The organism is Acidobacteriota bacterium (genome assembly GCA_018001935.1).
In the GTDB taxonomy this organism is placed as follows: Bacteria; Acidobacteriota; JAAYUB01; order JAAYUB01; family JAAYUB01; genus JAGNHB01.
Window position 1 is genome coordinate 59,249 of record JAGNHB010000002.1, and the last position, 26,105, is coordinate 85,353.

The 26,105-nt window shown below is 65.8% G+C and carries 17 protein-coding genes; 14 read left to right on the top strand and 3 right to left on the bottom strand.

From position 1 onward, the window contains the following. Nucleotides 1–41 precede the first annotated feature (41 nt). The 3 genes from KA419_01255 to KA419_01265 all read right to left on the bottom strand — a co-directional run bounded on the left by KA419_01255 (nt 42) and on the right by KA419_01265 (nt 5,453). The gene (locus KA419_01255; protein MBP7864548.1) at nt 42–2,360 is read right to left on the bottom strand and encodes a hypothetical protein; all 2,319 of its coding nucleotides are present in this window, start codon (nt 2,358–2,360) and stop codon (nt 42–44) included. Between the two features lie 174 nt (nt 2,361–2,534). Then, nucleotides 2,535–3,842 carry a DUF2254 domain-containing protein gene (locus KA419_01260; GenBank protein MBP7864549.1) on the bottom strand — a complete coding sequence of 436 codons (1,308 nt, stop codon included), beginning with the start codon at nt 3,840–3,842 and terminating at the stop codon, nt 2,535–2,537. 108 nt (nt 3,843–3,950) lie between these two features. After that, nucleotides 3,951–5,453, bottom strand: coding sequence for a DUF1254 domain-containing protein (locus KA419_01265; protein ID MBP7864550.1), 1,503 nt, complete (start codon nt 5,451–5,453; stop codon nt 3,951–3,953). An 815-nt stretch (nt 5,454–6,268) separates the two neighbouring features. Between KA419_01265 and KA419_01270 the strand changes: the two genes are divergently transcribed. The 14 genes from KA419_01270 to KA419_01335 all read left to right on the top strand — a co-directional run bounded on the left by KA419_01270 (nt 6,269) and on the right by KA419_01335 (nt 26,089). Then, nucleotides 6,269–6,478 carry a hypothetical protein gene (locus tag KA419_01270; protein ID MBP7864551.1) on the top strand — a complete coding sequence of 70 codons (210 nt, stop codon included), beginning with the start codon at nt 6,269–6,271 and terminating at the stop codon, nt 6,476–6,478. A 118-nt stretch (nt 6,479–6,596) separates the two neighbouring features. After that, a complete protein-coding gene (locus tag KA419_01275; GenBank protein MBP7864552.1) occupies nt 6,597–8,246 on the top strand; it encodes a mechanosensitive ion channel family protein in 1,650 nt (549 codons plus the stop codon). 652 nt (nt 8,247–8,898) lie between these two features. Next, the gene (locus KA419_01280; protein ID MBP7864553.1) at nt 8,899–11,268 is read left to right on the top strand and encodes a sigma 54-interacting transcriptional regulator; all 2,370 of its coding nucleotides are present in this window, start codon (nt 8,899–8,901) and stop codon (nt 11,266–11,268) included. Between the two features lie 464 nt (nt 11,269–11,732). Continuing rightward, nucleotides 11,733–12,095, top strand: coding sequence for an antibiotic biosynthesis monooxygenase (locus tag KA419_01285; GenBank protein MBP7864554.1), 363 nt, complete (start codon nt 11,733–11,735; stop codon nt 12,093–12,095). A gap of 71 nt (nt 12,096–12,166) precedes the next feature. Then, complete coding sequence (locus KA419_01290; GenBank protein MBP7864555.1) at nt 12,167–12,964, top strand: neuromedin U; 798 nt, start codon at nt 12,167–12,169, stop codon at nt 12,962–12,964. Nucleotides 12,965–13,044: 80 nt separating this feature from the next. Continuing rightward, nucleotides 13,045–15,453: a sulfatase-like hydrolase/transferase gene (locus tag KA419_01295; protein ID MBP7864556.1), complete on the top strand. Its 2,409-nt coding sequence runs from the start codon at nt 13,045–13,047 to the stop codon at nt 15,451–15,453. Nucleotides 15,454–15,680: 227 nt separating this feature from the next. Beyond that, nucleotides 15,681–16,901, top strand: a complete 1,221-nt coding sequence (locus KA419_01300; protein ID MBP7864557.1) for an MBL fold metallo-hydrolase — start codon at nt 15,681–15,683, stop codon at nt 16,899–16,901. Nucleotides 16,902–17,109: 208 nt separating this feature from the next. Continuing rightward, nucleotides 17,110–17,571, top strand: a complete 462-nt coding sequence (locus KA419_01305; protein ID MBP7864558.1) for a DUF202 domain-containing protein — start codon at nt 17,110–17,112, stop codon at nt 17,569–17,571. A 115-nt stretch (nt 17,572–17,686) separates the two neighbouring features. Further along, nucleotides 17,687–18,763, top strand: coding sequence for a DUF481 domain-containing protein (locus KA419_01310; GenBank protein ID MBP7864559.1), 1,077 nt, complete (start codon nt 17,687–17,689; stop codon nt 18,761–18,763). A gap of 876 nt (nt 18,764–19,639) precedes the next feature. Next, nucleotides 19,640–19,843, top strand: coding sequence for a hypothetical protein (locus tag KA419_01315; GenBank protein MBP7864560.1), 204 nt, complete (start codon nt 19,640–19,642; stop codon nt 19,841–19,843). A gap of 463 nt (nt 19,844–20,306) precedes the next feature. Next, complete coding sequence (locus tag KA419_01320) at nt 20,307–21,722, top strand: DUF2252 domain-containing protein (GenBank protein ID MBP7864561.1); 1,416 nt, start codon at nt 20,307–20,309, stop codon at nt 21,720–21,722. A 682-nt stretch (nt 21,723–22,404) separates the two neighbouring features. After that, nucleotides 22,405–22,995 (top strand): hypothetical protein, encoded by a 591-nt coding sequence (locus KA419_01325; protein ID MBP7864562.1) that lies wholly within the window; start codon nt 22,405–22,407, stop codon nt 22,993–22,995. 69 nt (nt 22,996–23,064) lie between these two features. Next, a complete protein-coding gene (locus KA419_01330; GenBank protein MBP7864563.1) occupies nt 23,065–24,894 on the top strand; it encodes a mechanosensitive ion channel in 1,830 nt (609 codons plus the stop codon). A 205-nt stretch (nt 24,895–25,099) separates the two neighbouring features. Beyond that, complete coding sequence (locus KA419_01335; GenBank protein ID MBP7864564.1) at nt 25,100–26,089, top strand: transporter; 990 nt, start codon at nt 25,100–25,102, stop codon at nt 26,087–26,089. Nucleotides 26,090–26,105 lie beyond the last annotated feature (16 nt).

Sequence of the window (26,105 nt, forward strand, 5' to 3'; positions counted from 1 at the left end):
CCGGCCCGGTCGGGAGACGGCCCCGCCGGCCCGGGACGGGTTTACCGCCGGCGCCCGCCGAAACTTCGGCCGCCGCCCCAGCTCCTCTGGCCGCCGCTGCGGCGCCAGGAGTCGTACTGCTTCTGGCGCTGGACGGACTCGGAGCGCGCGCGCTGGTCCCGGTTGAGCTGATCCACGTTCCGGGAACGCTCGCCGGACCCGGACGGCTGGGTCCCGGCCCGGTTGGACGCCCGGGCGTCCCCTGACCGGTTCGACCGTTCGTCCCCGGACTTGTTCGCCCGGGCCTCGGACCGGTCTACGTCGTTCCAGGACCCGTCCTCGTACTTCTGCCAGCCGTCCTCGGTTTTCTTATACACGTTGCCGTCGTGACCGGCGTAAACGTTGTTGTCGGCGTCCTTGACGACGGTGGTCCTGCCGTTGTCGGTCACGACCCGCCCGCCCTTGGCGCCGGACGACGTCTCGAAGCCGGCCGCCGTCCCCCGGGAGTCGGAGTAATGGCCCGTGCGGACCCAGTCGTCCCCCCGGGTCACCACGGACTGGCCCCACTGGGCGTAGGGGGTGGACCGCTGGTAGGTCGCCGCGCCGGTCCCCGTGCGGGGATTGTACGCCTGGACGAACCCGCCGCTCCCGTAGGGGCCGTAGGCCGCCGCGCCCCGGGCGTAGGTGCCGGTGACCGGGTTGTAGGCGGCGGCGTAGCCGCAGCCGCCGTAGGGCCCGTAGGCGAACGCGCCCCGGCCGTACATGCCGGTGTAGGGGTTGTAGTAGGCCGCCACCCCGAAGGTGTAGGGGTAGGGATAGTAGATCGGGTAATAGAAGCCGGCAGGATAGTACCAGTAGGGCGGGTAGTAGTACCCGGTGCCGTACACCACGCAGCCGTAGGCGACGTAGCAGCCCATGTAGCCGGCGGTGTACCCGACCGTCACCGTCTCGGGGGTCGATTCGTACACGGTGACGTAAGTCACGTTGTACTTGGGGTTCTCGGGCGGGATGGTGTAGATCTCCTTCGGCACGCTGTCCGCCACCACCCAGGGCCCCTTGGGGGAGGACGCCGTGAACCAGACCGCCTGGTAGCAGACGTAGTAGCGCTGCCCCAACTGGATCACGTCGTACGGGGTGTTGACGGCGTAGGCCAGCGACGTGCCCTCGATGGGCTTGAACTCGGGTTCCCCGCTGTACACCACCTCGACCTTGACGTCGGCGCGCTTGACCTCGGCCTTGTGAGGCGCCTGGGCCAGCATCACCGCCTCCTTCGCCTCGGGGGTGCCGGGGACCGAGGCGCGGACGGAGGCCCGGGGGTGATCCTTGGGGATCTTCGCGAAATCGGCCGGCAGCCGGTTGCTGGCCAGGACCCAGGGGCCCTCCAGGGAGGCGGCGCGGTACCACCGGCCCGCCACCAGGAAGAACCAGGCCTTGCTCGCCTTCTCCTGGAACAGCTCGCTCTCGGTGTTGGTGACCCACCTCAAGCCGGTGCCCTTGATGTCCTTCAGCTTGGGCTTCCCCTCCAGGAGGATCAACTCCGCCGGTTTGAAGCTGACGTATACCCGGGGCATCTTGTCCCGGGCAAGGGTTTTGCCGGGAAGGCTCTTGTGCACCTCCGACCAGCTGTCGGTCTTGGGGATGTCCCAGAAGCCCCTGGGCAGCTTGCCCGCCGGGGCCCAGGGGCCCGTGGGCGCGGGGGCCTGGAGCCAGGCGCCGTCGTCGAGCAGATAGCAGGTGGTCTTGTCGTCGGTCTGGAACAGGTCCCAGTTGGTGTTCAGGGCGTAGCGCAGGCCCGTATCCTTGATGGGCGCGAACACCGGCTCGCCGTCGAAGAGCACCAGCACCGACGGGGTCTGGCTGCAGAGGATGACCGGCGGGTCCGGCGGCACGGCGATGACCCGGACCGGGGGCGCCGGCTTCTCCGGTGGGGGCGCCACGTCGGGCGTCGGTTCGGCCGAGACGGAACAGGCCAGGATCTGGTCCAGGGACAGCTTCAACGGCTTGACCGACACGATCCCTTCCAGGAGTTGGGACAGGCGCCGGGCGGTGTCGCCGTCCGCCGAGGGGAAATTGACCGAGACGATCTTCTGGTCGGAGATCAGCACCGTCCGGTCGGAGAGGTCGGTGCTGGTCGCAGCGCTCATCTTCAGGGAGGCAGGGATGGCCGCCGTCGCCCCCGGGGGGCGGATCTCGACCGCGAGGCGGTACTCGAGCCGGTCGGAGAAGTCCAGCTTGTCGATCTGCGGCTGGTAGAGGATCACCTGGCTGCCGTCGGCCGCGGTTTTCGTCCGGGGAAAGGTCAACGTCTGCACTTCCTGGGCGTGGACAGCCGTCCACGCGAGAGAGGTCAGCACCAGCACGATCATGATCCGAACCCTCATGGAACCTCCTGCGCGGCCAAAGCCGCAATCTTGTTCTTCCGGGACCGTTCACGCCCGGCGTGATAAAATCCCGATAACCCGGCGCCCGTTTTACCACAAAGAACGCAAGGAACACAGCACGAGATTTACCCTCTGCCGAAAGCGAACGTTTCGCGTCGTCTGCTCGACCGCCCGCTACCGTCCGTTCGGGGCGTCCTCCGGGCCGCCGCCGCGCAGGAGGCTGCCGAAGCCCTGACGGTCGCCGACGCCCGCCAGGCGACGGTCCTCGGGGTCGGCCAGGGCCCCCTCGGTGGTCCGCTGCAGGAGAGCCCGTTCCCGGTGAAGTGCTTCCCTGCGCTCCGCGGGCAGGACGGCCAGGAGGTGGTCGAACATCGCCCGGAGCCTCCGCGCCACCTGGTGGCTGTCGGCCCCGTAGTGCCTTATCTCCGTCACGGCGAGGGCAAGGTAGTCTTCCCAGGCCGGGGTGCGGAACCGGAGCCGGACCGCTCCGGCCGAATCCCGAACCAACCCGGTGTCGAGGTCACGTCCGCCGAGCCGGCGAAGGAGGTGCTGGAGCTGGTCCAGGGCCAGGACCCCCGTGGACGGGTCGTTGAGGCTCGGGGAGAGCGCCTTGACGGCGATTTCCACGAGGATCCGGAAGCCGAAGACCGGGTCGTTCTCCTGGGAACGCTCGGTGCCTGTCACCACGCCGCGGCGCAGGCGGTTCTCGTCCACCTCGCCCGACCGGGCGCCGCGGAGCCCGAACAGGTCGTCCCCGTCGGCCAGGAAATCCCCCATCCGCGGGACGAGTTCGAGGGTGCAACCCGCCTTCCGGGCGATCTCCGCCAGGCCGGCCGTGTCCACCGCCAGGACCGCCCCCGGGCACCCGCGGTAGGTGACCGTACGGTCGGCGGGGACGGTCGGGACGTCCGGGCCCGGCGCCGCTTCCGGCGGGGCCGTGAAGGGGTCCGGGTAGGCCTTGTCGATGGCGGCGCGGGTGTCGGCGGCCACCTGGGTCATGATCTGGATGGGCCGGAGGGTCTGGCTGACCCGCTGGATCAGGTAGAGGAAGAGGGCGAGGCTCGCCAGGCTCGACAGGATGACCAGCATCACCGGGAGCTGCGGGACACGGCCCTCGATCCGGCCCATGGCCGCCAGGGAATAGGTGAAGGAGAACGCGAAGGCGCCCAGGGTCAGCTTGGCGGTCCGGCCCTCGAAGATCCGGGCGATGACGCGCGGCGAGAGCTGGCCGCCGGCGATCTGGACCATGAGCAGGATCATGCTGAAGGCGAAGACGATGAAGGTGAGGAGCGACGAGGCCAGGGCCCCGACCAGGGCCCTCGCCCCGTCGGGTTCGAAGCCCATCAGCGTCCACTGCGTGCGGTCGTCCACCCACCGGACCAGGGGGGCGGTGAGGAGTGCCGCCGCCATGAAGACAATCGGCGTCACACACAGGGAGGATCGCAGAAAAACCCGGCTACGGTTGACAATAAACCAGTTCATGGGGACCTCACAGGCCAGAACGTTGTCGCCGCCCCCCATCCCGGCCCTTCCGGCATGCCGTCGGGCGACGCTCCAGGTGACGGGCCTGCCATACACGAAAAAACCGGATCATCTCACCCGTTCGATCTCCCCGGGTCTCCAGGTCTGGTCGAACCACGGCTCGAGCGCGCCGTAGAGGCGCAGGATGGTGAACCAGCCTTTGCCGGGCATGGTCTGGATCCAGTTGCTTTCCTTTCCGGGAGGCGCTTTCGGGCTAAAGTAAATATCCGTGGAGCCGTCGTCGTTGGTTTTCACGGTGCCGGATTCACTGGTCAGGGCCGTGTCGCGCTGGTCGGTCTGCAACACCGACCGGGTTTGCGTGTCGTAGGGGATGATGGACCAGAAGGTCTTGACCGGCACGTTCGGCGGCAGACGCAGCCGGTAATTCTTTCCGCCGTCAAAATAGTTGCCCTCCGCATCGAAGGTGGCGCAGGCGTATTGCGACCCGCCGCCGACGATCTTCACCGCCATGGCCGGGCTGATGCCGGTGGCCACGTAGAAGAACACGGTGCGCGCATCCAGCAACCGGACGCCATCCTGGATGAACTCGTGGCTGCCGCCGACGAAGGGCGTGAACCAGGACTTTCCCGGGTAAAAGTACATCTGCTCGTCGCGGGACTTGAACGAAAGGGCGCGCGCAGTGGCATTGCCCACGGCGGCAGCATCCGTCAGGATCTTTTTCATGCGCGCGTCGGGCGCGAACGGCTTGCCTTTCACGATGCCGATGGCGGCGAGTTGGCCGAGGATCTCCGGGTCGGCAGAATCCGCCGGCTCCTCCTGGACGACCGTGTTGACCTCTTCGTAGAACTTGAACGTGGTCGAGTGGATGGTGTTGAAGTACAGGCCGGAACCGTTGATGAATTTCATCTTCGGCGCCTTCGCCTCCTGCCCGAGCGGATAGACCTTCCAATGGTCCTTGAAGGCCTTCACCGCCGGACCGGTGTCGCCTTTGGCCGAAAAGCCGCGGGCGCCGAACCACACCTTGTACGTGAGCGGCCTGGCCACGAAGTAGCCTTCGGGCACCTCGCCCTTGTAGCCGGGGGGCAGGAAGAGATACCGGCCGCCCTTGCCCTTGTCGGGGCCGGCCAAACCCAGGTCGATGACGTATCGCATCCACGCGTCGTCGGCCAGGCCGAGCACGCCGGGCGGGATCTCGACCACGAGCGGGCCCGCCTTCAAGTCCATGAACGCCCAGAGCGTCGCCGTCTGGGTGTTCGGCGTCAGCAGCAGCGTCCTGGCATCCACGCGGTCCTCGTGGATGACGGCCGCGAAGTTATCGCAGCCCACGCTCTTCAATCCCTCGATGTTGGCCAGCGTGGACGCGGCCGCCATCGTGTTCAGGAACACGTCCACGCCGCGCATGAAGTCGAGGTTGTCATAGACCTTCTCGACCGTCGCCTTGTCCGGCAACCCGTCGAAGAACCTCAACGTGCCGAGTCGCGTCTCGACCGAGTCCGGCGTGGTGATGTCCGGCGGGATTTGGGTTGCCATCTTCGGCTTGTCCGCCGCCTGCGCCGTCCAGACGAGGCCGGCGGCCATCATGATTACACTTGGGATGAGCGCGGTTTTCATCTTCTTTTCCTTTCCGTGTCGGTCGCTGATTTGCCGGGCGTTCTTGCGGGCAACCCGCGTAGTTTACCATCGAATCATTTCAAATGACCTTCCGGAATTTCGGAACGGTCCATGTGACGTCCAAGGCTTCCGCTTTGAGACCTTTGACATCTCCGTATAAAGTCTTTTTCTCTCACAGAGGCACGGAGGCACGGAGAAATGAAATTTGTATTTCATAGAAAAAAATGCTTTGGTCCTCTTCTCCGTGCCTCCGTGAGATCAATATCCGGACTTTTACGAGGGCATCACCTTTGATTGATGGGTTGGTTCATTTCACCCACTCTCCAGAAACAATTGTCGGAGCCGCGACCGTCAGGGAGCGGTAAGAGACAAATATTCTTACCGCTTGCTTACGCGCGCGGCTCCGACTCGTTTCTGGTCGAATGGACGGCCACCCCGATGATCCCGTCGAGCTTGAGATTGGCTTCCAACTCTTTACCGGTTGTTTGCTATAATACCCAGGGATCAGATCAGTGTCGAGACTTCCCGATCTTGCCGGAAAGAGCGGTACGTCTCCAGGGTCATCGCCCCGCCATCGCCCGGGGAGCGATGGTACGTATGTGCGGCATCGCCCCCCGGGCGATGCCGTTGTGGCCGTCAGCGCGTGTTTTGAAAATAACCGTGACGTGATGAATTCCATACGCATATCCTCCTGTCGAATCTGAAAGGGGAAGGGGGCAAGGGATCGGCGGAACAAAGATCGTAGAGATCCTCGAATTCAGGCAGCGGCGTGGGCGCCGTGCCCCCCTTTCTTCAAAGCCTCAAAGGAGTGTGCCATGAAGAAGAAGTCCCCGATTGAACAAGACACGGTGGCATCGGGGCTGCCGCCCTCGTTCACCCACCACCTTTCCCGGGCCGAACGCCTCGCCTTCGGCAAGAGCCTGCGGGAGAAATGCCCGCGCAAGGCCCACGCGAAGTGGGAGCCGCCGCCCGGCCGGCCCGGCCCAGACAAACCGGGAAAGGAAACCACGGATGAACACGGATGAGCACGGATAACACGGATAACACGGATGAGCACGGGTTGCCGGAACCCATACCACGACACCACGAACGAAACGAAAGGGTTACAGACGCGATTATTGACGATTTGGGAAGAGGTGACGTATGAGTTCCCCGAAATGCTTTGCCGCAGGGTTGCTGCTGGTGGTCATCGGGATCGGCATCCCGGCGCTCTCCGCCCAGGAAGGGGGCGAGAGGCCCGGTGAAAGCGGTCCCGATGCCAGGCCCCGTATCAACATGGCCTCGGTCGAAGTGGACGGGCGGGCGCTGTTCAAGATCCGAGGGGTGTCCGCCTTGCCGGCCGAGAAACGGGCCGAACAGATCGCGGACACCATCCGCTCCGTCGCCCGCGACAAGGCCTTTGACCCGGAAAAACTCCTGGTGGTCGACGCGCAGAACATGACCCACCTCATGGCCGGCCCGGTTCGCGTCGTCACGATCTTCGACGCGGACGGAAGGATCGAGGACGTGTCCCGGCACGCTCTGATACAGGTGGTTCTCCGGCGCATCAAGCGGGCCATCGTCGACTACCGGGCGGAGCGCGAACCGGGGGCGATCTGGAAAAGCGCCCTGTCAGCCGCCGGCATCACGCTCCTGTGCGCCGTCGTCGTCTTTTGCCTGGTCTGGCTGAAGCGCCGCATCCTGCACGACCTGGCGGTCCGGATCGAGGAGCGGGTCCGGTCGATGGGGATGGAAGCGCTGAAGGAGGGCGGCACGGAACGCTTCGGCGCGATCCTTCGCCGGGGGATGCGCAGCGTCTTCACCGTGCTCATCGGCGTGACGGTTTTTGTCAACGTCCACCTGGTGCTCGGCCTGTTCCCCTGGACCCGGCCGGCCTACGCCCGGCTGTCCGACTGGGTCATCAGTCCCCTGAACCTCATGGGGAAGTCCCTGCTCGACCAGGTCCCCAACCTCATCTTCCTGCTGCTGCTTTTCTTCGTTCTGCGGGGCGCCCTCGGGTTGATCCGCCTGTTCTTCGATTCCATCGCCCGGGGGGCCTTGCACCTCTCCGCCTTCGAGCCGGAGTGGGCCCTGCCCACCTACAAGATCGTCCGGCTGGTCGTGGTGGCCTTCGGCCTGATCGTCGCCTACCCCTACATCCCCGGCTCGGACTCCGCGGCGTTCAAGGGCGTTTCCCTCTTCATCGGCGTGGTCTTCTCCCTCGGGTCCTCCTCAGTGATCTCGAACCTGCTGGCCGGCTACACTCTCACGTACCGGAAAGCGTTCAAGATCGGGGACCGGGTCAAAATCGGGGACGTCGTGGGGGACGTGACCTCCAGCCGGCTCCAGGTCACCCACGTCCGGAGCCTGAAGAACGAGGAGGTGATCATCCCGAATTCAAGCATCCTGAACGGCGAGGTCGTCAATTACAGCTCGCTGGCCCAATCCCACGGCCTGATCCTGCACACCACCGTCGGCATCGGTTACGAGACCCCCTGGCGGCAGGTGGAGGCCATGCTCAGGCTGGCGGCCGAACGGACCCCCGAACTGCTCCGGGAACCCGCGCCCTTCGTTCTCTACAAGGCGCTCGGGGACTTCAGCGTCGTCTACGAACTGAACGTCTACTGTGACAAGCCGCAGGACATGAGCCGGCTCTACGCCCTGCTGAACCGTTCGATCCTGGACGTGTTCAACGAGTACGGCGTGCAGATCATGACCCCGGCCTACGAGGGCGATCCGGCCGAACCGAAGGTCGTGCCGAAGGAGGAGTGGTTCAAGTGCCCCGCTGCCCCCGCCGGGCCGGCGAAGCCATAGCGGAGCGGGTCCACGCGGTATGCGCGGGAATATTCCGGGATCGCCTCAAGGGCTCTTGCGGGACACGCTTCACCCGGCCAAAGTCCCGGGACACGCTTCACCCGGCCAAAGTCCCGGGACACGGTTCGGTAGCAGGGAAAGAGCCCCGCTTGCGGGGCGACTGAGTGTAGCCCGGGGCGAAGGGCGCCCCGCCCGAGTCCCGGGGAACAGGCGGCGATGAAACGAGGAGCCCCGCCATGCGGGGCGATTCAGATGGACCCGGGCGATGCCGGATTCAACCGCTCAGATATTGCCGACGCGTCAGAAATCGCCCCGCGAGCGGGGCTCCCGATCACGCCCACGTCCTTGCCCGGGGCTCGGGCGAAGCGCCCTTCGCCCCACGCTACACTCAAACGCCCCTTCCCGGGGCTCGGGCGAAGCGCCCTTCGCCCCGCGCTACACTCAAACGCCCGCTTCGCGGGCTGTAAAGGAGAGGGCGCCTTCCGGCGGAAGGCGCGTACATCGCCCTTGCGCCCGAAGGTTGAAACCATGGTATAATGGCGCCTTTGTAGCGAGGGCGGCGGGTTGGCCGCCCAGTCAAACAGGAAGCTTGCAGCATCGCCCTCCGGGCGATGGTACGAGAACAACCGGTTTGGGGAGCGTCGGAGGCGCGGTGGCGGAATCGAGTGAAGACAGGCTGGCGGGGGACTGGGAAGAGCGGCTGCGCTTCGAATCCCTGGTCACCGAACTGTCGGCGTCGTTCATCAACCTGCCCTCCGAGCAGATCGACGCGAAGATCGTGGACGCCCTGCGCCGGATCTGCGAGGAACTTCGAATCGACGCGTGCGGCATGTGGTCAGTGTCGACCGAGGACCCGCAGAACCTGTCCCTGGCCCACTACTACCGCCTGATGGACGGACCGGCCCCGCCGGAACCGATGCGCGCCCGGGAGTTCTACCCCTGGTGTTTGCGGGAACTGTCGACCGGCCGGACCATCGTCGTCTCCTCCATGGACGGCCTGCCGCCCGAAGCGGCTGTCGACCGGGAATCCTGGCGCCACTTCGACATCAAATCAGCCCTGGTCCTGCCTCTGGCGGCGGGGGGGCTCCCCCCGATCGGGGTCCTGTCCTTCAACGCCATCCGGGAGGAACACCCCTGGCCGGAACCGGCCGTGAAAAGGCTTCTCCTGTTGACGGAGATCATCGCCAACGCCCTCCACCGGAAGCGATCCGACCAGGCCCTGCGGGAGAGCGAGGCGCGGCTGAACCTGGCCGCGGCGTCCGCGGACGCCGGCCTGTGGTCCCTGGACCTGAGGACCGGCCGTTTCTGGGTCACGGATAAGGCCCGGGAACTGTTCCGTTTCGCTCCGGAACAAGACATCACGCTGGAGGGCTTCCTTGACGTCGTCCACACCGGGGACCGTGATCGGGTCCGGCAGGCGGTGGACGACGCGACACGCGATCGAGTTGAAATCCGCCTCGAGTATCGCATCGTGCTCCCGGACGGCGACACCCGGTGGATCGCCTCCCGGGGGACGATCCGGGTGGACGGAACCGGGGTGCCGGACCGCCTGACAGGGGTTTCGATGGACGTGACCGAGCGAAAGCGGAACGAGCAGGCCCTGCTTGAGCAGAAGGCGAGGCTGGAGGCCGCCGTCGAGGTGGGGGGCATCGGCTTCTACGAGATGCGCAACCCCCCGATGTTCGTGTACATGGACGAGCGCATCCAGGACCTGTTCGGTCTCCCGGCCGGGAACGAGCACCAGGTGAGGGACTTCTTCCTGGAACACGTCCACCCCGAGGACCGCGTCCGGGTCCTCGAGATGAGCCGGGAGATGCTGACCGGGAAGCTGGACCGGGCACGGCTCGTCTACCGCTACCGGCACCCGGACCGGGGAGAATTGTGGTTCAGCCACTCCGCCCAGATCACGGGGCGCGATGGGGACGGCAACGCCCTCGGAACCTTGGGGGCCATCCGGGACATCACGGAGGAGAAGCGCGCCGAACTGTCCCTGAAGCAGGCTTTCGAACAGATCCGGGAACTGAAGGACCGGCTGCAGCAGGAAAACGTTTACCTCCGCGAGGAGATCACCCACGGTTACGAACAGGGCAGCATCATCGGGCACAGCGCCGCCATCCGGAAGACCCTGCAACTGGTCGACCAGGTGGCCCCGACCCTGTCCACCGTGCTCATCCAGGGGGAGACCGGCACCGGGAAGGAACTGGTCGCCCACCTCATCCACCAGCTCAGCCCGCGGGCCGACCGGCTGATGATCACGGTCAACTGCTCCGCCCTGCCCGAGACCCTCGTCGAGAGCGAGCTGTTCGGGCGGGAGAAGGGGGCCTACACGGGGGCGCTGACGCGGCAGGCCGGGCGCTTCGAACTCGCCGACGGCTCGACCCTCTTCCTCGACGAGATCGGCGAGCTGACGCCGGTCGTCCAGGTCCGGCTGCTCCGGGTCCTCCAGGAGGGTTTCCTGGAGCGCCTGGGGAGTTCGAAGACCCTCGCCGTAAACGTGCGCGTCATCGCCGCCACCAACCGGGACCTGGCAGAGGAGGTCCGGAAGGGGACCTTCCGGCAGGACCTGTACTACCGCCTCAACGTGTTTCCGATCCAGGTCCCCCCCCTGCGGGACCGCCCCGAGGACATCCCCCTCCTGGTCCGGTCCTTCGTCGAGGAGTTCTCCAGGCGGATCGGCCGGAGCATCCGGCAGGTGCCGCGCCGGGTCATGGAGGCGCTCCAGCGCTACCCGTGGCCCGGGAACGTCCGCGAGTTGCGTAACGTCATCGAGCGGGCGGTGATCGTCTCCACCGGGCAGACCCTCCTGGTCGACCTCCCGGTGACGGCGACGGACACTTCCGCGGCCCCCGTCTCCCTCGCCGAAGCCGAGGCGGAACTCATCCGGGCCACTTTGAAGCGGACCGGCGGGCGGATCAAGGGCCCCGGCGGGGCGGCCGCCCAGCTCGGGATGAAACCGTCCACCCTCTACACCCGCATGAACAAGCTCGGCATCCCCACCCGCCGGGACAACCGGGAGCCGTGACCCGCCAAGCCGAGCGGCGGAGACCGGCCCGCGAATAAAGCCAATACTCGCGAACACAAAACACCACTGCCCCTCCCTCGATTTCCTTTTGGTCCCTTAAGTCCTTTTGGTCCTTTTGTCGTTTCCTGCCGAGTCTGCTCAGGGGAACGCCCCTCTCCCCGCTCTGTCGGAGGCGCAGAGGCACAATTCCTCGCAATGAGACAACATCTCGGCAACTTTGCGAGGCTTGGCGGCTTGGCGCCTTTGCGTGAGGCCTAGCCGGACGACTTCCACATTTTTCCCATGAAGATCGGCAAAGAGTCGGGATCCCGTCTTTGGGTCGGGATGCCGACCCTTCCGAAGCATCGTCCCAACGAGCACTCAAGGGGATGTGCCGTTCATCCTTTCCCTTTGCAGGAATTAAGCGGGCAATGACCCGCACGGGCCCCGGATTGGCACCGGCCATGCGAAAAGGAAGGGTTATGATGCTGACCATTCTCAAAATCGTGCCTTTGAGCGGGAAGCGGGACGCCGTGCTGGGGGTCCTCCGGTCCATCGAGAGCCTCTTGTCCGGGCGCGCGGGGTGCATGGACTGCGCCGTCTTCGAGCAGTCGGGGAACGAGAAGGCCATCCTCTACCTTGACCAGTGGCGCACACCCGAGGACCTGCGCCTGCACATCCAGTCCAACCTCTTCCATCGGCTGCTGCTGGCCATGGAACTGGGTTCCCGGGCCCCGGAACTCAGCTTCTACGAGGTGTCGGACACCCGGGGGCTGAGCTGGATCCAGGAACTGCGGATGAAAAAGATCGACCTGGACGAAGAGCACGGGCTCTTCCGTCAACGTTGAGGGAAAATATTTCGCAATACACAGAATAAGTGAAAGGGAGAGTATATATGCAAAGCCGTAGGATTTTGATGATCCTGATATTGGGTCTGATTGTCCTGGCGGGGGGCGCCGCGGCCCAGGAGGAGAGCAAGGAGGCCCTGGCCAAGGCCGCGCAGAACCCCGTGGCCAGCATGATGAGCTTCCCGTTTCAAAACAACGTCAACTTCGGCGTGGGGCCGTACGACCGGACCCAGTACGTCATGAACTTTCAGCCGGTCATCCCTTTCCGGCTGAGCGAGAACTGGAACCTGATCACCCGGACCATCATCCCGGTGCTGTACCAGCCGGACGCCTGGGCGCCGACGGGAAGCACGGGCGGGGTGGGCGACATCCAGGCCAGCTTCTTCCTGTCGCCCGCCAAGGCGGGGAAGCTCATCTGGGGCGCGGGGCCCGTCATCCAGTTCCCCTCCGGGACGGACCCGATGATCTCCCAGGGGGCCTGGGGCCTGGGCCCCACCTTCGTCGCCCTGACGATGCCGGGGCACTGGGTGATCGGCGGCCTGGTGAACAACCTCTGGTCGGTGGGCGGCCAGGAGGGGCGCCCCGACGTCAACCAGTTTCTTTTCCAGTACTTCGTCAATTACAACATGAAGGACGGCTGGTACGTCTCTGTCTCGCCCATCATCACGGCCAACTGGAAGGCAGGCGAGGGGGAGCGCTGGACGGTGCCCTTCGGGGGCGGGTTCGGCAAAATCTTCAAACTGGGGAAGGTGCCGGTGAACGGGAGCGCGGCCCTGTACTACAACGCGGTGACGCCCGAGAGCACCGGGGCGCGGTGGTCGATGCGCCTCCAGTTGACGCTGCTCTTCCCGGCGGGGGGAAAGAAGTGATGTAATCGTCCCGTCGCCCGGCGGGCGACGGGACAATTACGAACGAAGCAACCTATGATTTTGATATACGGAGGTTAGCCATGGATCAGACAGCGAAACGGTTTGCGCGCCTGGCCGCCGCCGCGGGGGTGGTGCTGACCGGGGGGGCGCCCCAGGCGCTCCTGGGGCAGGAAAGCCTGCCGTTTCCGCCGAAGCCGTCCGGCAGCATCGCCGGGCGGACGATGCAGGAGTCCACCTACAACCCGTTGCCGGAACCCCGCCGGCTCCCGGCCGGGACGCCCAACATCCTGATCGTCCTGGCGGACGACGTGGGGTTCGGCCAGGCCAGCACCTACGGCGGGGAGATCAACACCCCGACCCTGAGCCGGATCGCGAAACAGGGCATCACGTACAACCGGTTCCACACCACCGCCATGAGTTCGCCCACGCGGGCGGCCCTGCTGACCGGGCGGAACCACGAGCGGGTGGGCGCGGGCCAGATCGCGGAGTTCGCCAACGACTGGGACGGCTACTCCGGCGTTCAGCCGAAGAGCAGCGCCATGATCCCGGAAGTGCTCAAGGCCTACGGCTACCACACCGCCGCCTGGGGCAAATGGCACAACACCCCCGCCAACGAAACCACCGCCGCCGGGCCCTTCGACAATTGGCCCACCGGCTACGGTTTCGAGTACTTCTACGGGTTCCTGGCGGGCGAGGCGTCGCAGTACGAGCCGAACATGGTCCGGAACACCACCGTCGTCCACCCGAACAAGCCCAAGGACGGCAAGCGGTACCACCTCAGCGAGGACATCTGCGACGACGCCATCCAATGGCTTCAGCAGCACAAGGCCTTCATGCCCGGGAAGCCCTTCTTCATGTACTGGGCGCCGGGTGCCAGCCACGGTCCGCACCACGTGCCGAAGGAGTGGGCCGACAAGTACAAGGGCAAATTCGACGACGGCTGGGACCAGTACCGCGAGCGGGTGTTCGCCCGGCAGAAGGCCCTGGGGGTCATCCCCCCGGACGCCAAACTGACGCCGCGCCCCGACACCCTGCCCGCGTGGGACTCGATCCCCGAGGCCGAGAAACCCTTCCAGCGCCGGCTCATGGAAGTCTTCGCCGGCTTCACCGAGCACATGGACGCCCAGGTCGGCCGCCTGGTGGACGAGATCGAACGCCTGGGCTACGGCGACAACACTCTCATCCTGTACATCTGGGGCGACAACGGCGCCTCGGCGGAAGGCCAGAACGGCACCATCAGCGAACTGCTGGCCCAGAACAGCATCCCCACCACCATCGACATGCATCTCAAGACCCTGGAGTCCCTGGGCGGGCTCGACGCCCTCGGGTCGGAGAAGACCGACAACATGTACCACGCCGGATGGGCCTGGGCGGGGAGCACGCCGTACAGGTCCACCAAGCTCGTGGCCGCGCACTTCGGCGGGACCCGCAACCCCCTGGCCGTCCGCTGGCCCGCGAAGATCAAGCCCGATGCCGTGCCGCGTTCCCAGTTCCTGCACGTCGTCGACGTGGTGCCGACCCTCTACGACGTGGTCGGCATCCAGCCGCCGCGGGTGGTGAACGGAATTCCCCAGGACCCCTTCGACGGCGTCAGCTTCGCCTCCACCTTCAACGACGCGAAGGCGAAGGAGGTCCGGCACACCCAGTACTTCGAAATCATGGGCAGCCGCGGCGTCTACCAGGACGGCTGGTTCGCCTGCACCATGGGGCCGCGCATCCCCTGGGTGCCCGGCATCCCGAAGGGCTTCCTGGACGAGAAAAGGCAGCTCGCCTGGACCCCGGACAACGACCAGTGGGAACTCTACGACCTGACCCGGGACTGGACCCAGTCGGACGACCTGGCCGCCCGGATGCCGGAGAAGCTCGCGCAGATGAAGGAAGTCTTCACCATGGAGTTTGCCAAAAACAAGGGCTTTCCGGTGGGCGGCGGCCTGTTCACGGTCCTGGTGCGCCCGGACCTCGGCCCGGCCTCTCCTTACACGGAGTGGACCTTCTCCGGCAACATCACGCGCATGCCCGAGTTGACGGCGCCCAAGCTCGGGAACCGGGAAAACCGGGTCACCATCGACGCCGACCTCCCCGCCGACGCGAACGGCGTGCTCTATGCGCTGGGCGCCTTCTCCGGCGGCCTGTCCTGCTTCCTGAAGGACGGCCGGCTCTGTTACGAATACAACCTTTTCGAGATCCAGCGCACCCAGATCAGGTCCGCGGAGAAACTGCCCGCCGGCAAGGCGAAGATCGAGGTCGAGACCCGGTACACGGAGAAAAAACCGGGCGGACCGCTCGAGGTCGTTCTGAAGGTGAATGGCCGGGAGGTTGCCCGGGGCCGGGTGCCCATCAGTGCGCCGGTGCTGTTCACGGCCAACGACTGCCTCGACATCGGCACGGACCTGGGGTCGCCGGTGTCCCCCGACTATTTCGACCAGGCGCCGTTCGCGTTCAACGGACGGATCGACAACGTGAACGTCCAGTACACGCCGGCCAGGTAGCTGGGCTGACCGGCGCAGACGGCCCCGACACGGGGAGGCCAACGGGGTCGCGGATCGTTCCCGAAGGGATCGCCGGTGAATAGCCGCGGGTGCCGCACCCGCGGTGACGACGGCGATCCGGGCCGTGACCGACCCCGCAGGGGTCGAACACACAACCCGATGATCTTGACATACGGAGATTATCTATCAGATACCCGGAGGATGCTATGCGAAAACATGGACGGAAGATGCTCCTGCTGGCCTTGATGGCGGCAACCGGCTTGTGTGCCGCGGCTCAGGGGGCAAGGCAGGACAAGACCGCCAAGGCGGCCGGGAAGCCGGGCACCCCGTTGCCGGCACTGGCTTACGAAGGCGGAACCAAGGCGATCACCCGGACGCCAGTCGTCGGCACGCCGAAGCGGGAATACCCGGAGGTATTCGTACCGGGCGAAGAGACGCTCGCGGACGGCGAGCTGCGCGTGACGGTGCTCGGCAGCGGGAATCCCTGGCCGACACGCGCCCAGGCCTCGGCCAGCGTCCTGGTCGAAGTCGGCAATCCCGAGCGCGACGTTCTGGTCTTCGACCTCGGGACCGGCTCCCTCGCGAACTATGCGAGTCTGAAACTGCCCGTGAACAAGATCGACAAGGTGTTCATCACGCACCTGCACGCCGACCACATGAGCGACATCCTCACGCTGAGCGGCAGCTTTGCCAAGGTGGGGCGGGCGGACGGTCCGGTCTACGTGTGGGGGCCCAGCGGAACGGAGCCCCGCCTGGGCACGAAGCATTTCTGCGAGTCGATCGAGGAAGCGCTGGCGTGGGACACCGCGGCCGGATACGGGCCCATCAATCCGGACAGCATGAGGATCGTGGGGTCGGAGTTCGACTACAGCAAGACCCAGGTCGTCTACGAGAAGAACGGCGTGAAAGTGACGGCATTTCCCGTCGTCCACTGCATCAGCGGCGCCGTGGGCTATCGCATCGACTTCGCCGGTGTGTCGCTGGGCTTCTCCGGCGACACGCGCCCGTGCTGGCCGCTCGTGAAAGCCTGCAAGGGCGTCGACGTCCTCATCCACGAGTGCTTCCCGCCGGCGGCGGCGCTCGCGGCGGCATCGGGCCTCTCGATCGAGCGGGCGACGATTGCGCTCAATGCCGCGCACACCTCGCCCAAGGCCGCCGGCAAGGTTTTTAGCCTGGTGAAACCTCGCGTGGCCGTGCTCTGGCACACCCTGCTGTCGCCGACGGTGGTCCCTTTACTCTTCTCGGAACTCCGCGAGGTGTACGACGGTCCGGTCGTCCAGGCCGAAGACCTGACGGTGATCAACATCACCCGGGAGGCCGTCGTCTCCCGGCAGGCCAAGGTGGCTGCCCAGTTGCCGCCGATCCCGGGCAAGCAGCGCGTGGAATTCACGCCCACCCAGGTGCCGCCTCCCGAGTGGTGGAAAGAGGCGCTCATCCCGCTCGATTGAGAGTCGGAAATGACTTCGATACAAACGAGCCTCATGGCCTCGGCGGGTCGGCCAAACCCGGCGGGGCCCACGGCATCGAAGAATCGGTGCATCCCGGCGGGAACCATAGCCTCGAGGGGTTTGGCAGGCCCCGTGGGGTCCGGAGGTTCGAAGGGCCGGTGAGAGAATAGCCGGGGGCTCCTGACGAAATGCGGGAGGAAAGGCAACGATGGACACAACACACAGCGACGAGCCGAGCCGGACCACCCAACTGGCCGAGGACCGCACGCAGTTGGCCGAGGACCGCACGCAACTGGCCGAGGACCGCACGAAAATGGCGGTCTACCGGACCCATCTCGCCCTCGAGCGGACCACCCTGGCTTGGGTCCGGACCACCCTGACCATGGCCTCCTTCGGCTTCGGCCTGGTCGCCTTTTTCCGCTCCCTGCGGCAGTCCTACCAGAACCTGGAGGCGATCCGGCTGCACCAGGTTGCGATCTGGTTCGGCGCGGCGCTGGTGGTGGTCGGGATCGTGGCCATGGTCTGCGCGGGGGTGTCGCACGGGCTCACCCTGCGCCGGCTCCGGCGGGGTGAAACCCTGACTCCGTCGCGGTTGTCGCTCAGCATCACCTTAGCCGCCCTGCTCGCGGTGGGCGGCTTGTGGGGGCTGCTTTCCCTTCTGGCCCGCTGAGAGGAGGACGTCCATGATCATCATGTTCCTTTTCACGATGATGGAGACCGGGCAACCGGAGGCCCTCCCCGTCATCCCCATCCCGGCCCGGTGAGGCCGGGGCGGAAAGGTTACGATGAGAAAACGTGCGAAGCGGATGATAGCTCTCTTGGGTCTCCTGCTCGCCGCCGGGTCGGGCCCGCGGGCCGACGAACTCTACACCCGCGGCGGCGAACACCTGTCGGGGACGGTTGTCTCGGAATCGGCGGAGACCGTGGCGTTCCGCTCCAGCGCCTTCGGGGTGCTGACGGTGCCCCGGTCCGCCATCGCCCGCCTGGAACGGGGCGCCTCCCCGGCCCCGACGGCGGCCGTCCCCACGGAACCGGCCGCCGCCGTAGAGGCGGGCGCACCCGCTCAAGGATCCGGGGCTGTCTCCCCCGCGCCCCCCGCCCCGGCGCCGTTGGCCGGACCCGCTTCCGGGGCGGACGCCGTCGACGCGGCCCGGACCCGGTCGATGGAAAAGGCGTTCCTCCGCATTCTTCAACCCTTCCGGGGGTGGCAGACCGTCTTCCGCTTCGGCCTGATGATGCGAAGGGGAAGGGACAGCGACGTCACCCTCGACCTGGGCTACCGCACCGAAAAGACCATCCCCGGAAACCGGGAGTACCTGCTCACCTTCAGTTATTACCGGAAGGACGACGTCAACGCGGACGGCTCGCGAAAGGCCAAGGACGACAACCTGGACGGCGGGTTCCGCTTCCGGCGGTACCTCCGGCCGCGGTGGTTCTTCCAGGCCAACACCAACTACTACCGGGACCCCATCGTCAATTTGCTCAACGAGGCCAACCAGGTCTTCGGGGTCGGGTACTGGCTGCTCAAGGGCGGACGTGTTCGGCTCTCCGTCGGACCCTTCGCCGGGGTCCAGTACGCCGAGTACACCACGAGCCGGGGCTGGCACTTCGTCGCCGGGGTCTTCCAGGACCTGGACTGCAAACTGCCCTTCGCGTTCCGGGCCCGGGAGGTTTTCTTCTACCTCCAGGACCCCCGGAACGCCTATAACCACATGCTCCGGTTCAATCTCGAGATCAGCCAGCCGCTCAGCCGGGTGGTCTCCCTCGGCTTCGTCTGGGATTACACCTTCGCGGGGGAATCGGGCGGGAACGTTTCGAGGAACCAGCACCGTCTGGGCCTGAACCTGGGGGTGCACTTCTGACCCGCGGGCGTTGAGCCCCGCTTTGCGGGGCGATTGAGTGTAGCCCGGGGCGACGGGCGCCCCGCCCGAGCCCCGGGGTTGGGAGATGGCGAGAGGGAATGAGCCCCGCCTTGCGGGGCGAATCAAGATGGAGAAGGCCATTTTGTGATTATCCAGCGGACCGTCATGATTGATTCAGGAAAACGAATCGCCCCGCGAGCGGGGCTCCGTTTCAATTTGCCGCCGGTTCCCGGGGCTCTGGCGAAGCGCCCATCGCCCCGGGCTACACTCAATCGCCCGCTTCGCGGGCTCCAGCGGAACGCCCATCGCCCCGCATGCGAGGCTCGCAAGGAAAGCGAACGATGAAGAAAAGACACGAAAGGAACCAACTCACGAATAACGCCAATTATACTAATTATTTCGATGTATTGTTGTTTCTTGATTCGTGTCGGTCGCAGTCTTCAGGGAATATTTTACGGGATCATCGAGATTGTTCTTTCAAAGGAATACGAGGATTCCGGAAATCGGCTATAATCGTCAGAGAATCGTGTGAATCCAACTGATTCATGACAGGTGTGCAGCCCAACGAAATGTGGCGTCCGAGCGAGCGTGAACGCGCAAGGCAAGAGGATTGAGGAGGCTTCAAGCCCCGCAAGCGGGGCGATGGAGTGTAGCCCGGAGCGAAGGGCGCCCCGCCCGAGCCCCGGGGAGAGGGTCAGAGACGCGACCGGAGCCCCGCTTGCGGGGCGATTGAGTGTAGCCCGGGGCGACGGGCGCCCCGCCCGAGCCCCGGGTTGACAGGTAGCGATGCAATCGGAGCCCCGCTTGCGGGGCGAATCAAGATGGAGAAGGCCTTAAAAAAGCACCTCCGACTTGAAGAGCCGTTCCTCCGGGTGGGTGCATCGGGAGTTCGACCTTCCGGAGTTCGGTTGGCAGGAGGGGTATGGGGCCTTCTCCGTCAGCCTGTCCGCGATCGGTAGAGTGAGGGAGTATATCCAGGGGCAGGAGGAACACCACCGAAGGATGGGTTTTCAGGAGGAATTCCTCCGGATGTTGCAAAAACACGGGATCGCATATGATGAAAAATTCATTTGGAAATGAGGCTGGACTGGGCCGGAGGAATGCCGTCGCATCCCGAGAATCATCGTCCCAAACCATATTGAGATCATTTTTGTGATAAACCAGGAGACCGGAATGTTTGAGTCATGGAAACGAATCGCCCCGCAAGCGGGGCTCCGGTTCATTTTGCCGCGGTTTCCCGGGGCTCGGGCGAAACGCCCATCGCCCCGGGCTACACTCAATCACCCGCTTCGCGGGCTCCTGCGCAGCGCCCATCTCCCCGGGCTACACTCAATCACCCGCTTCGCGGGCTCGAAGAAAAGCCCAAAGGGCGTCGCGCGTGAATGATGCGAATGGATAGAACGAATCATTCCACTGTACCGTTGTTACCCGATCCACGGATCGTGTCCCGGACTCCCGATTCGCGATGTTCGCGTCAACTGCCGGCAAAATGGGACAGGAGATGGCTGTGGTCCGTGGAATTTTATCAGAACAGGAGTTCGCCATGAAAAAGAAACCCTCGAAAACCAGCCCGGGGCCGGAAGTCCCGTCGTTCACCCACCACCTTTCCCGTGACGAGCGGCTCGCCCTGGGCAAGGGCCTGCGGGGAGCCTGCCCGCGGGCCGCGCACGCGAAGAGGAAGGCGCCCGCCGGGCGACCCGACCCGGTGGACCTGGTGCTGGCGGCGGAAGAGGGCCGGCTCCCTGAACTGCTCCCCCTGCGCCACGGGCGCATGGTCCGATCGGCCTTCACCTTCTACCGGGGGGCGGCCCTCCACATGGCCACGGACCTGGCGAACACGCCGAACTCGGGGTTCCGCGTGCAGTGCGGCGGGGACTCGCACCTGTGCAACTTCGGCGCGTTCGCCACGCCGGAACGGCAGGTCATCTTCTCCATCAACGACCTCGACGAGACCCTCCCGGCACCCTGGGAGTGGGACGTCAAGCGGCTCGCGGCCAGCTTCGTGGTGGGCTGCCGGGACAACGGCCTCTCCGAGGCGGCGGCCCGGGAGGCGGCCCTCCGGTGCGTCCGCTCCTACCGCGAGCACATGGCCGAGTTCAGCACGATGCGCGTGCTGGACCTCTGGTATCTGGCCCTGGATTCGGATACCCTGATCACCACCCTAAAGGACGACCGGTTACGTCGCCGGGCCATCCGGCGGCTGGAGAAGGAACGCGGAAAGACCATCGCCGAAGATGTCTTCCCCAAGCTGGCGGACGCGGAGAGCAGGAAGCCGCTCATCCGCGACCAGCGCCCGACGATCTTCCACTGGAAGGGTCACACGCCGGGGGAGATCCACCAGGCCGTCGCGGAGACCTTCGCCCGGTACCGGGAAACCCTGGCGCCGTCCTGCCGTGTGCTGCTCGACCGCTACGAGATCAAGGACGCCGCCATCAAGGTGGTGGGCGTGGGGAGCGTGGGCACGGCCTGCTGGATCGTCCTGCTCCAGGCCGGCGAGGGGGACCCCCTCTTCCTCCAGGTCAAGGAAGCGCGCGCCTCGGTGCTGGAGGCCTTCGCGGGCCCGAGCGTTTTCCCCAACCACGGCCAGCGGGTGGTGAACGGCCAGCGCCTCATGCAGCCCGCCAGCGACATCTTTCTCGGGTGGATGGAGGGGCCCACGGGCCTTCACTTCTACGTCCGCCAGTTGCGGGACTGCAAGATCAGCTTCGCCGTGGAGACCTTCGGGAAGGCGGAGATGTATCAATACGCCATGTGGTGCGGCTGGGCCCTGGCGCTCTGTCACGCGCGGGGCAGCGACCCCGCGGTGATCACCGGCTACCTGGGGCGCGGCGACGCGTTCGACGAGGCGGTCGCCGACTTTTCGCTGGCCTACGCCGACCAGAACGAGAAGGACTACACCGCCCTGGCGAAAGCGGTCCGAAGTGGAAGAATCGAGGCGCTCATCGAGGAGGAGGATTGATTCGGAGCCAAACCGGATAACCCGGAAAGGAACCACGAACCACACGAAAGGGAAGGAGCCCCGCCTGCGGGGCGATTGAGTGTAGCCCGGGGCGAAGGGCGCCCCGCCCGAGCCCCGGGGAGAGGGTCAGAGACGCGACCGGAGCCCCGCTTGCGGGGCGATTGAGTGTAGCCCGGGGCGACGGGCGCCCCGCCCGAGCCCCGGGGAAGAAGCGGAAATAAAACGATGAGCCCCGCTTTGCGGGGCGATTCAACAAGGACCCGAGCGTTGCCAAATACGACATATCAATTCAGATCCCAGAGAACCATGAATCGCCCCGCGAGCGGGGCTCCGGACCACGCCTACGACCTGTCCCGGGGCTCGGGCGAAGCGCCCTTCGCCCCGGGCTACACTCAATCGCCCGCTTCGCGGGCTCCGGCGGAATGCCCATCGCCCCGGGCTACACTCACTCGCCCGCTTCGCGGGCTCCGGCGGAATGCCCATCGCCCCGGGCTACACTCACTCGCCCGCTTCGCGGGCTCCAATGGAATACCCTTCACCCTGCTACACTCACTCGCCCGCTTCGCGGGCTCCAGTGGAATGCCCTTCGCCCCGGGCCACACTCATTCGCCCCGCAAGCGGGGCTTTTCGCGCGGAATCTCGCGTCGGATGATCCGAACACTATTTCATCAAGGAGGTTGCCATGACACAGGATCGAAGAACGAACCGGATTCTCGTCACCCTTCTCCTCGCCGGATTCCTGTTGGCGGCGAGCTTCACCGCCCTCGCCAAGGAAAAGTACGAGCGTATCGAGGCCGTCGCCCTGGGTGAGAGCACCCAACTGGGCAGGCATGCCAGCATCACCATCATCATCTATGAATTCAGCACCGCCGACGACCAGAAGAACCTGTTCGAGGCCTTCAAGGCCGACGGGCCCAAAGGCCTCCACAACGCCGTGAGCAAGCTGCAGTCCCACGGCCGCATCGCCATCTCCGGCACCCTCGGCTTCGACATCAAGTACATCCGGGAGTTCAAACAGCCGGATGGCAGCCGGAAACTCCGCATGGTAACCGACCGGCCCATCCGCTTCGGCGAGGCGTGGTCCGACAGCCGCTCCTCGGACTACAACCTGTCGGCCTTCGAGATCATCCTGAGCCCGGAAAAGGGCAAGAGCACGGGCACGCTGCTGCCGGTCATGCAGCTGAAAGTCAACGACAAGACCGGGGAGATCGAGCTGGAGGCCTTCCAGAACCCCTGGAAGCTGACCAACATCAGCGACTATCTGCCGGACTGAGATCACCCCCGGCAACGAGTACGGCGTGCAGATCATTCGAGAGGACTCGGCCATGAGAGGGCACCAACCATGAACCGGAGACGCCTGCCTGTCGTGCCGATGGTTCTGACGATTTTCGTTGTTCTCGCGGTTTGGCCGGCGGGGCAGTCCCCCTCGAAAACCCCACCGAATCCGCCCCTGCATACCGCCGCCTCCGCGGTCACGGCCGAACCCTCGCCGGCTCCCGGAACCCTGACGCCCGTCACGGCGGGACCCTCCCCGCTGCCGGAACCCGTCACCCCGCCGGCCACGTTGGAAGCGATCCCCGTCGAGCCCCTTCCCGGGCCGAAACAGTCCCATACCAAAGAGGCAAGGCCGGAACCGGCCGGGATCGTCGTCGCCAACCGGACCGTCGCGGTGCTCCGGTGCGAGTGGCGCGGCTACTCCCCCGCCCAGCGGGCCGCCGCCGCCATGGATCGCATCGCCGAACTGGTCGAAGCGGACGTGACGGGACCCGTGCGGCTGGCCCGGGTCGGTGACGAGCAGCGGGTGTTCATCGCGGACAAGGCCGTGTTCAACCTGCACGAAGGAGACCTGGACCTCCTCCTGGAGCAGACGCTCGAGCAAGCCGGCGCGGAGACGGAGAGCCGTCTCCGGGAGGCCCTGGAGGCCATCCGGGAACAGCGCCGGCCCCGGATCGTCCTCGAAGGGGTCGCCCTGTCCCTCCTGGCCGTCGTGATCTGCGCGTTCCTGGCGTGGCTGTGCGTGAAAGGTTACCGGCGCCTGGACACCCGTTTCGCGGACCTCTCCCCGGAGCGCCTGAAGGACCTGGACGAGGAGGTGGGCAAGATCCTGGTACGGCCGCTCCGGATGGTCCTGAACATGGTGTACCGGCTGGCCCTCGTCGTCGCCGTCGTCGCCCTGGTGAACATGTGCGTGACGTTCTGCCTGCGCCGTTTCCCGTTGACCCGCCCCTGGGGGGACGAGGCCCGGGGGGTGGTCCTCAACGCCCTCGCCTTCGTCGGCCGAGGCGTCTGGGCCGCCTTGCCCGGACTGCTCGTCGTTGTCATCATCGTGTTCCTGGCCCGTCTGGTCTCGCGCTTCATCCGCTTCGCCTTCACCCTCGTCGAGCAGCGCGGCGTCTCCGTCCCCTGTCTCAACCTCTACCCCGACACCGCCCCGTCCATGCGCCGCCTCATCATGATCGTCCTCTGGGCCCTCACCCTGGTGCTGGTGTACCCTTATCTCCCCGGGAGCGACTCGGAGGTTTTCAAGGCCCTGGGGATCTTCGCGGGGTTGCTGATCTCGCTGGGGTCGTCCGGGTTGGTCTCCCAGCTCATCAGCGGCTTCATCCTGGTTTTCTCCCGCGTCTTCACGGTCGGGGACTACGTGCGGGTCGGCGAGGTGGAGGGCACGGTGACCACCATCGGGATGGTGTCCACCAAGGTCCGGACCATCCAGCGCGAAGAGGTGAACATCCCCAACAACGTGCTCCTGGGCGGCACTTCCACGAATTTTTCCCGGTTGGTGGAGGACAAGGGGGTGATCGTCTACACCAGCGTCACCATCGGCTACGACACCCCGTGGCGCCAGGTCCACGCCATGCTGCTGGAGGCCGTCGCCCGCACCGCCGGGCTGAAGAAGGAGCCGGCCCCCTTCGTCATCCAGACCGCCTTGTCGGACTTCTACGTGGAGTACCAGGTGAACGCCTACCTGCAGCAGGCCGACCAGCGGATCTTCGTCCTGGCGGAGCTGCACGCCCGCATCCAGGACACCTTCAACGAGAACGGCGTCCAGATCATGTCGCCCCATTACCTCGGCGACCCCGCCGGGCCGAAAGTGGTCCCCCCGGCGAACTGGCACGCCCCGCCCGCCCGTTCGGGCGGGGAGGACCATCATCCCCGGCTTCCGAAAGATTGATGCGGATGTGACAGGCATGGCGGAAACCCATTCGACGATCAGGGGAAATATCCCGCCTGCAGGGCAGGGATACGGAGGCCCTCCGGGTGTCAAGGGAAGGGTGCCGAGGCGTGTTCCTCCGGATGGACAACCTTCCGGTGACACGAAAACGGGACCGAAGATCGACCCTCCAAAGGGACAGCCTTGTGGTGTCACGACAAAGTTGGTGAGGATCGACGCCCCGGAGAAGCCCGCAGCGCGGGCTGCCTTGAATGGCCTCGGCACCGTGACCGTTTCGGGAGGCCGTTTCGCGAAACACCCTTTCCGCGCCCTCGCGATGGTCTGCCTGCTCCTGGCCGCCGGGGCGACGGCGATTGCCCAGGAACTGGAACCGCGCGCCTACCAGACCTTCCCCACGGGGGTGAACGTCCTCACCTGCGGCTACGCCTGGTCCCGAGGCGGCGTGCTGTCGGACCCGAACCTTCCCCTGCAGGACGTCCAGGCGGACGTGCACAGCGGGGTCCTCGGTTACATGCGCTCGTTCTCCCTGGCCGGCCGCTCGGCCAGCGTCAGCCTCCTCGTCCCTTACGCCTTCGGGACCGCCGAGGGCCTGGTCTACGAAGAGCGCAATAGCACCCGGCGGGAGGGCCTGGCGGACCCGCGGGTCCGTTTCGCCGTGAACCTCCTGGGGGGGCCGGCGCTGTCGCCGAAGGAGTTCCGGAACTACCGGCAGAAGACCAACCTGGGGGTCAGCCTGACGGTGGCGGCGCCGCTGGGGCAGTACGACCCGACCCGGCTCATCAACCTCGGCACCAACCGCTGGGCCTTCAAGCCGGAGGTGGGCGTTTCCCACGCCCGGGGCAAGTGGCTGCTGGAAGGATACGTCGGGGTCTGGATGTTCACCGCCAACGCCGACTTCTTCGGTGGGCAGTTGCGGGAACAGAGCCCGGTCACCAACGTCCAGGGCCACGTGGGGTACGCCTTCGGAAAGGGCTGGATGGCGATGTTCAACGCCAATTACTACATCGGCGGCCGGATCGTCGTCGACGGCGTCCGGTTGATGGACCTGCAGCGCAACTCGCGCATCGGAGGCACGCTGTTCATCCCGCTGGCCCCGGCGCACTCGCTGAAGGTCAGCGTCTCCCGGGGCGCCTACACCGCGGTCGGGGCGGATTTCACGACCCTGACCGTGGCGTACAACTACCGGTGGTTCTGAGGCGAGTTTAACCACG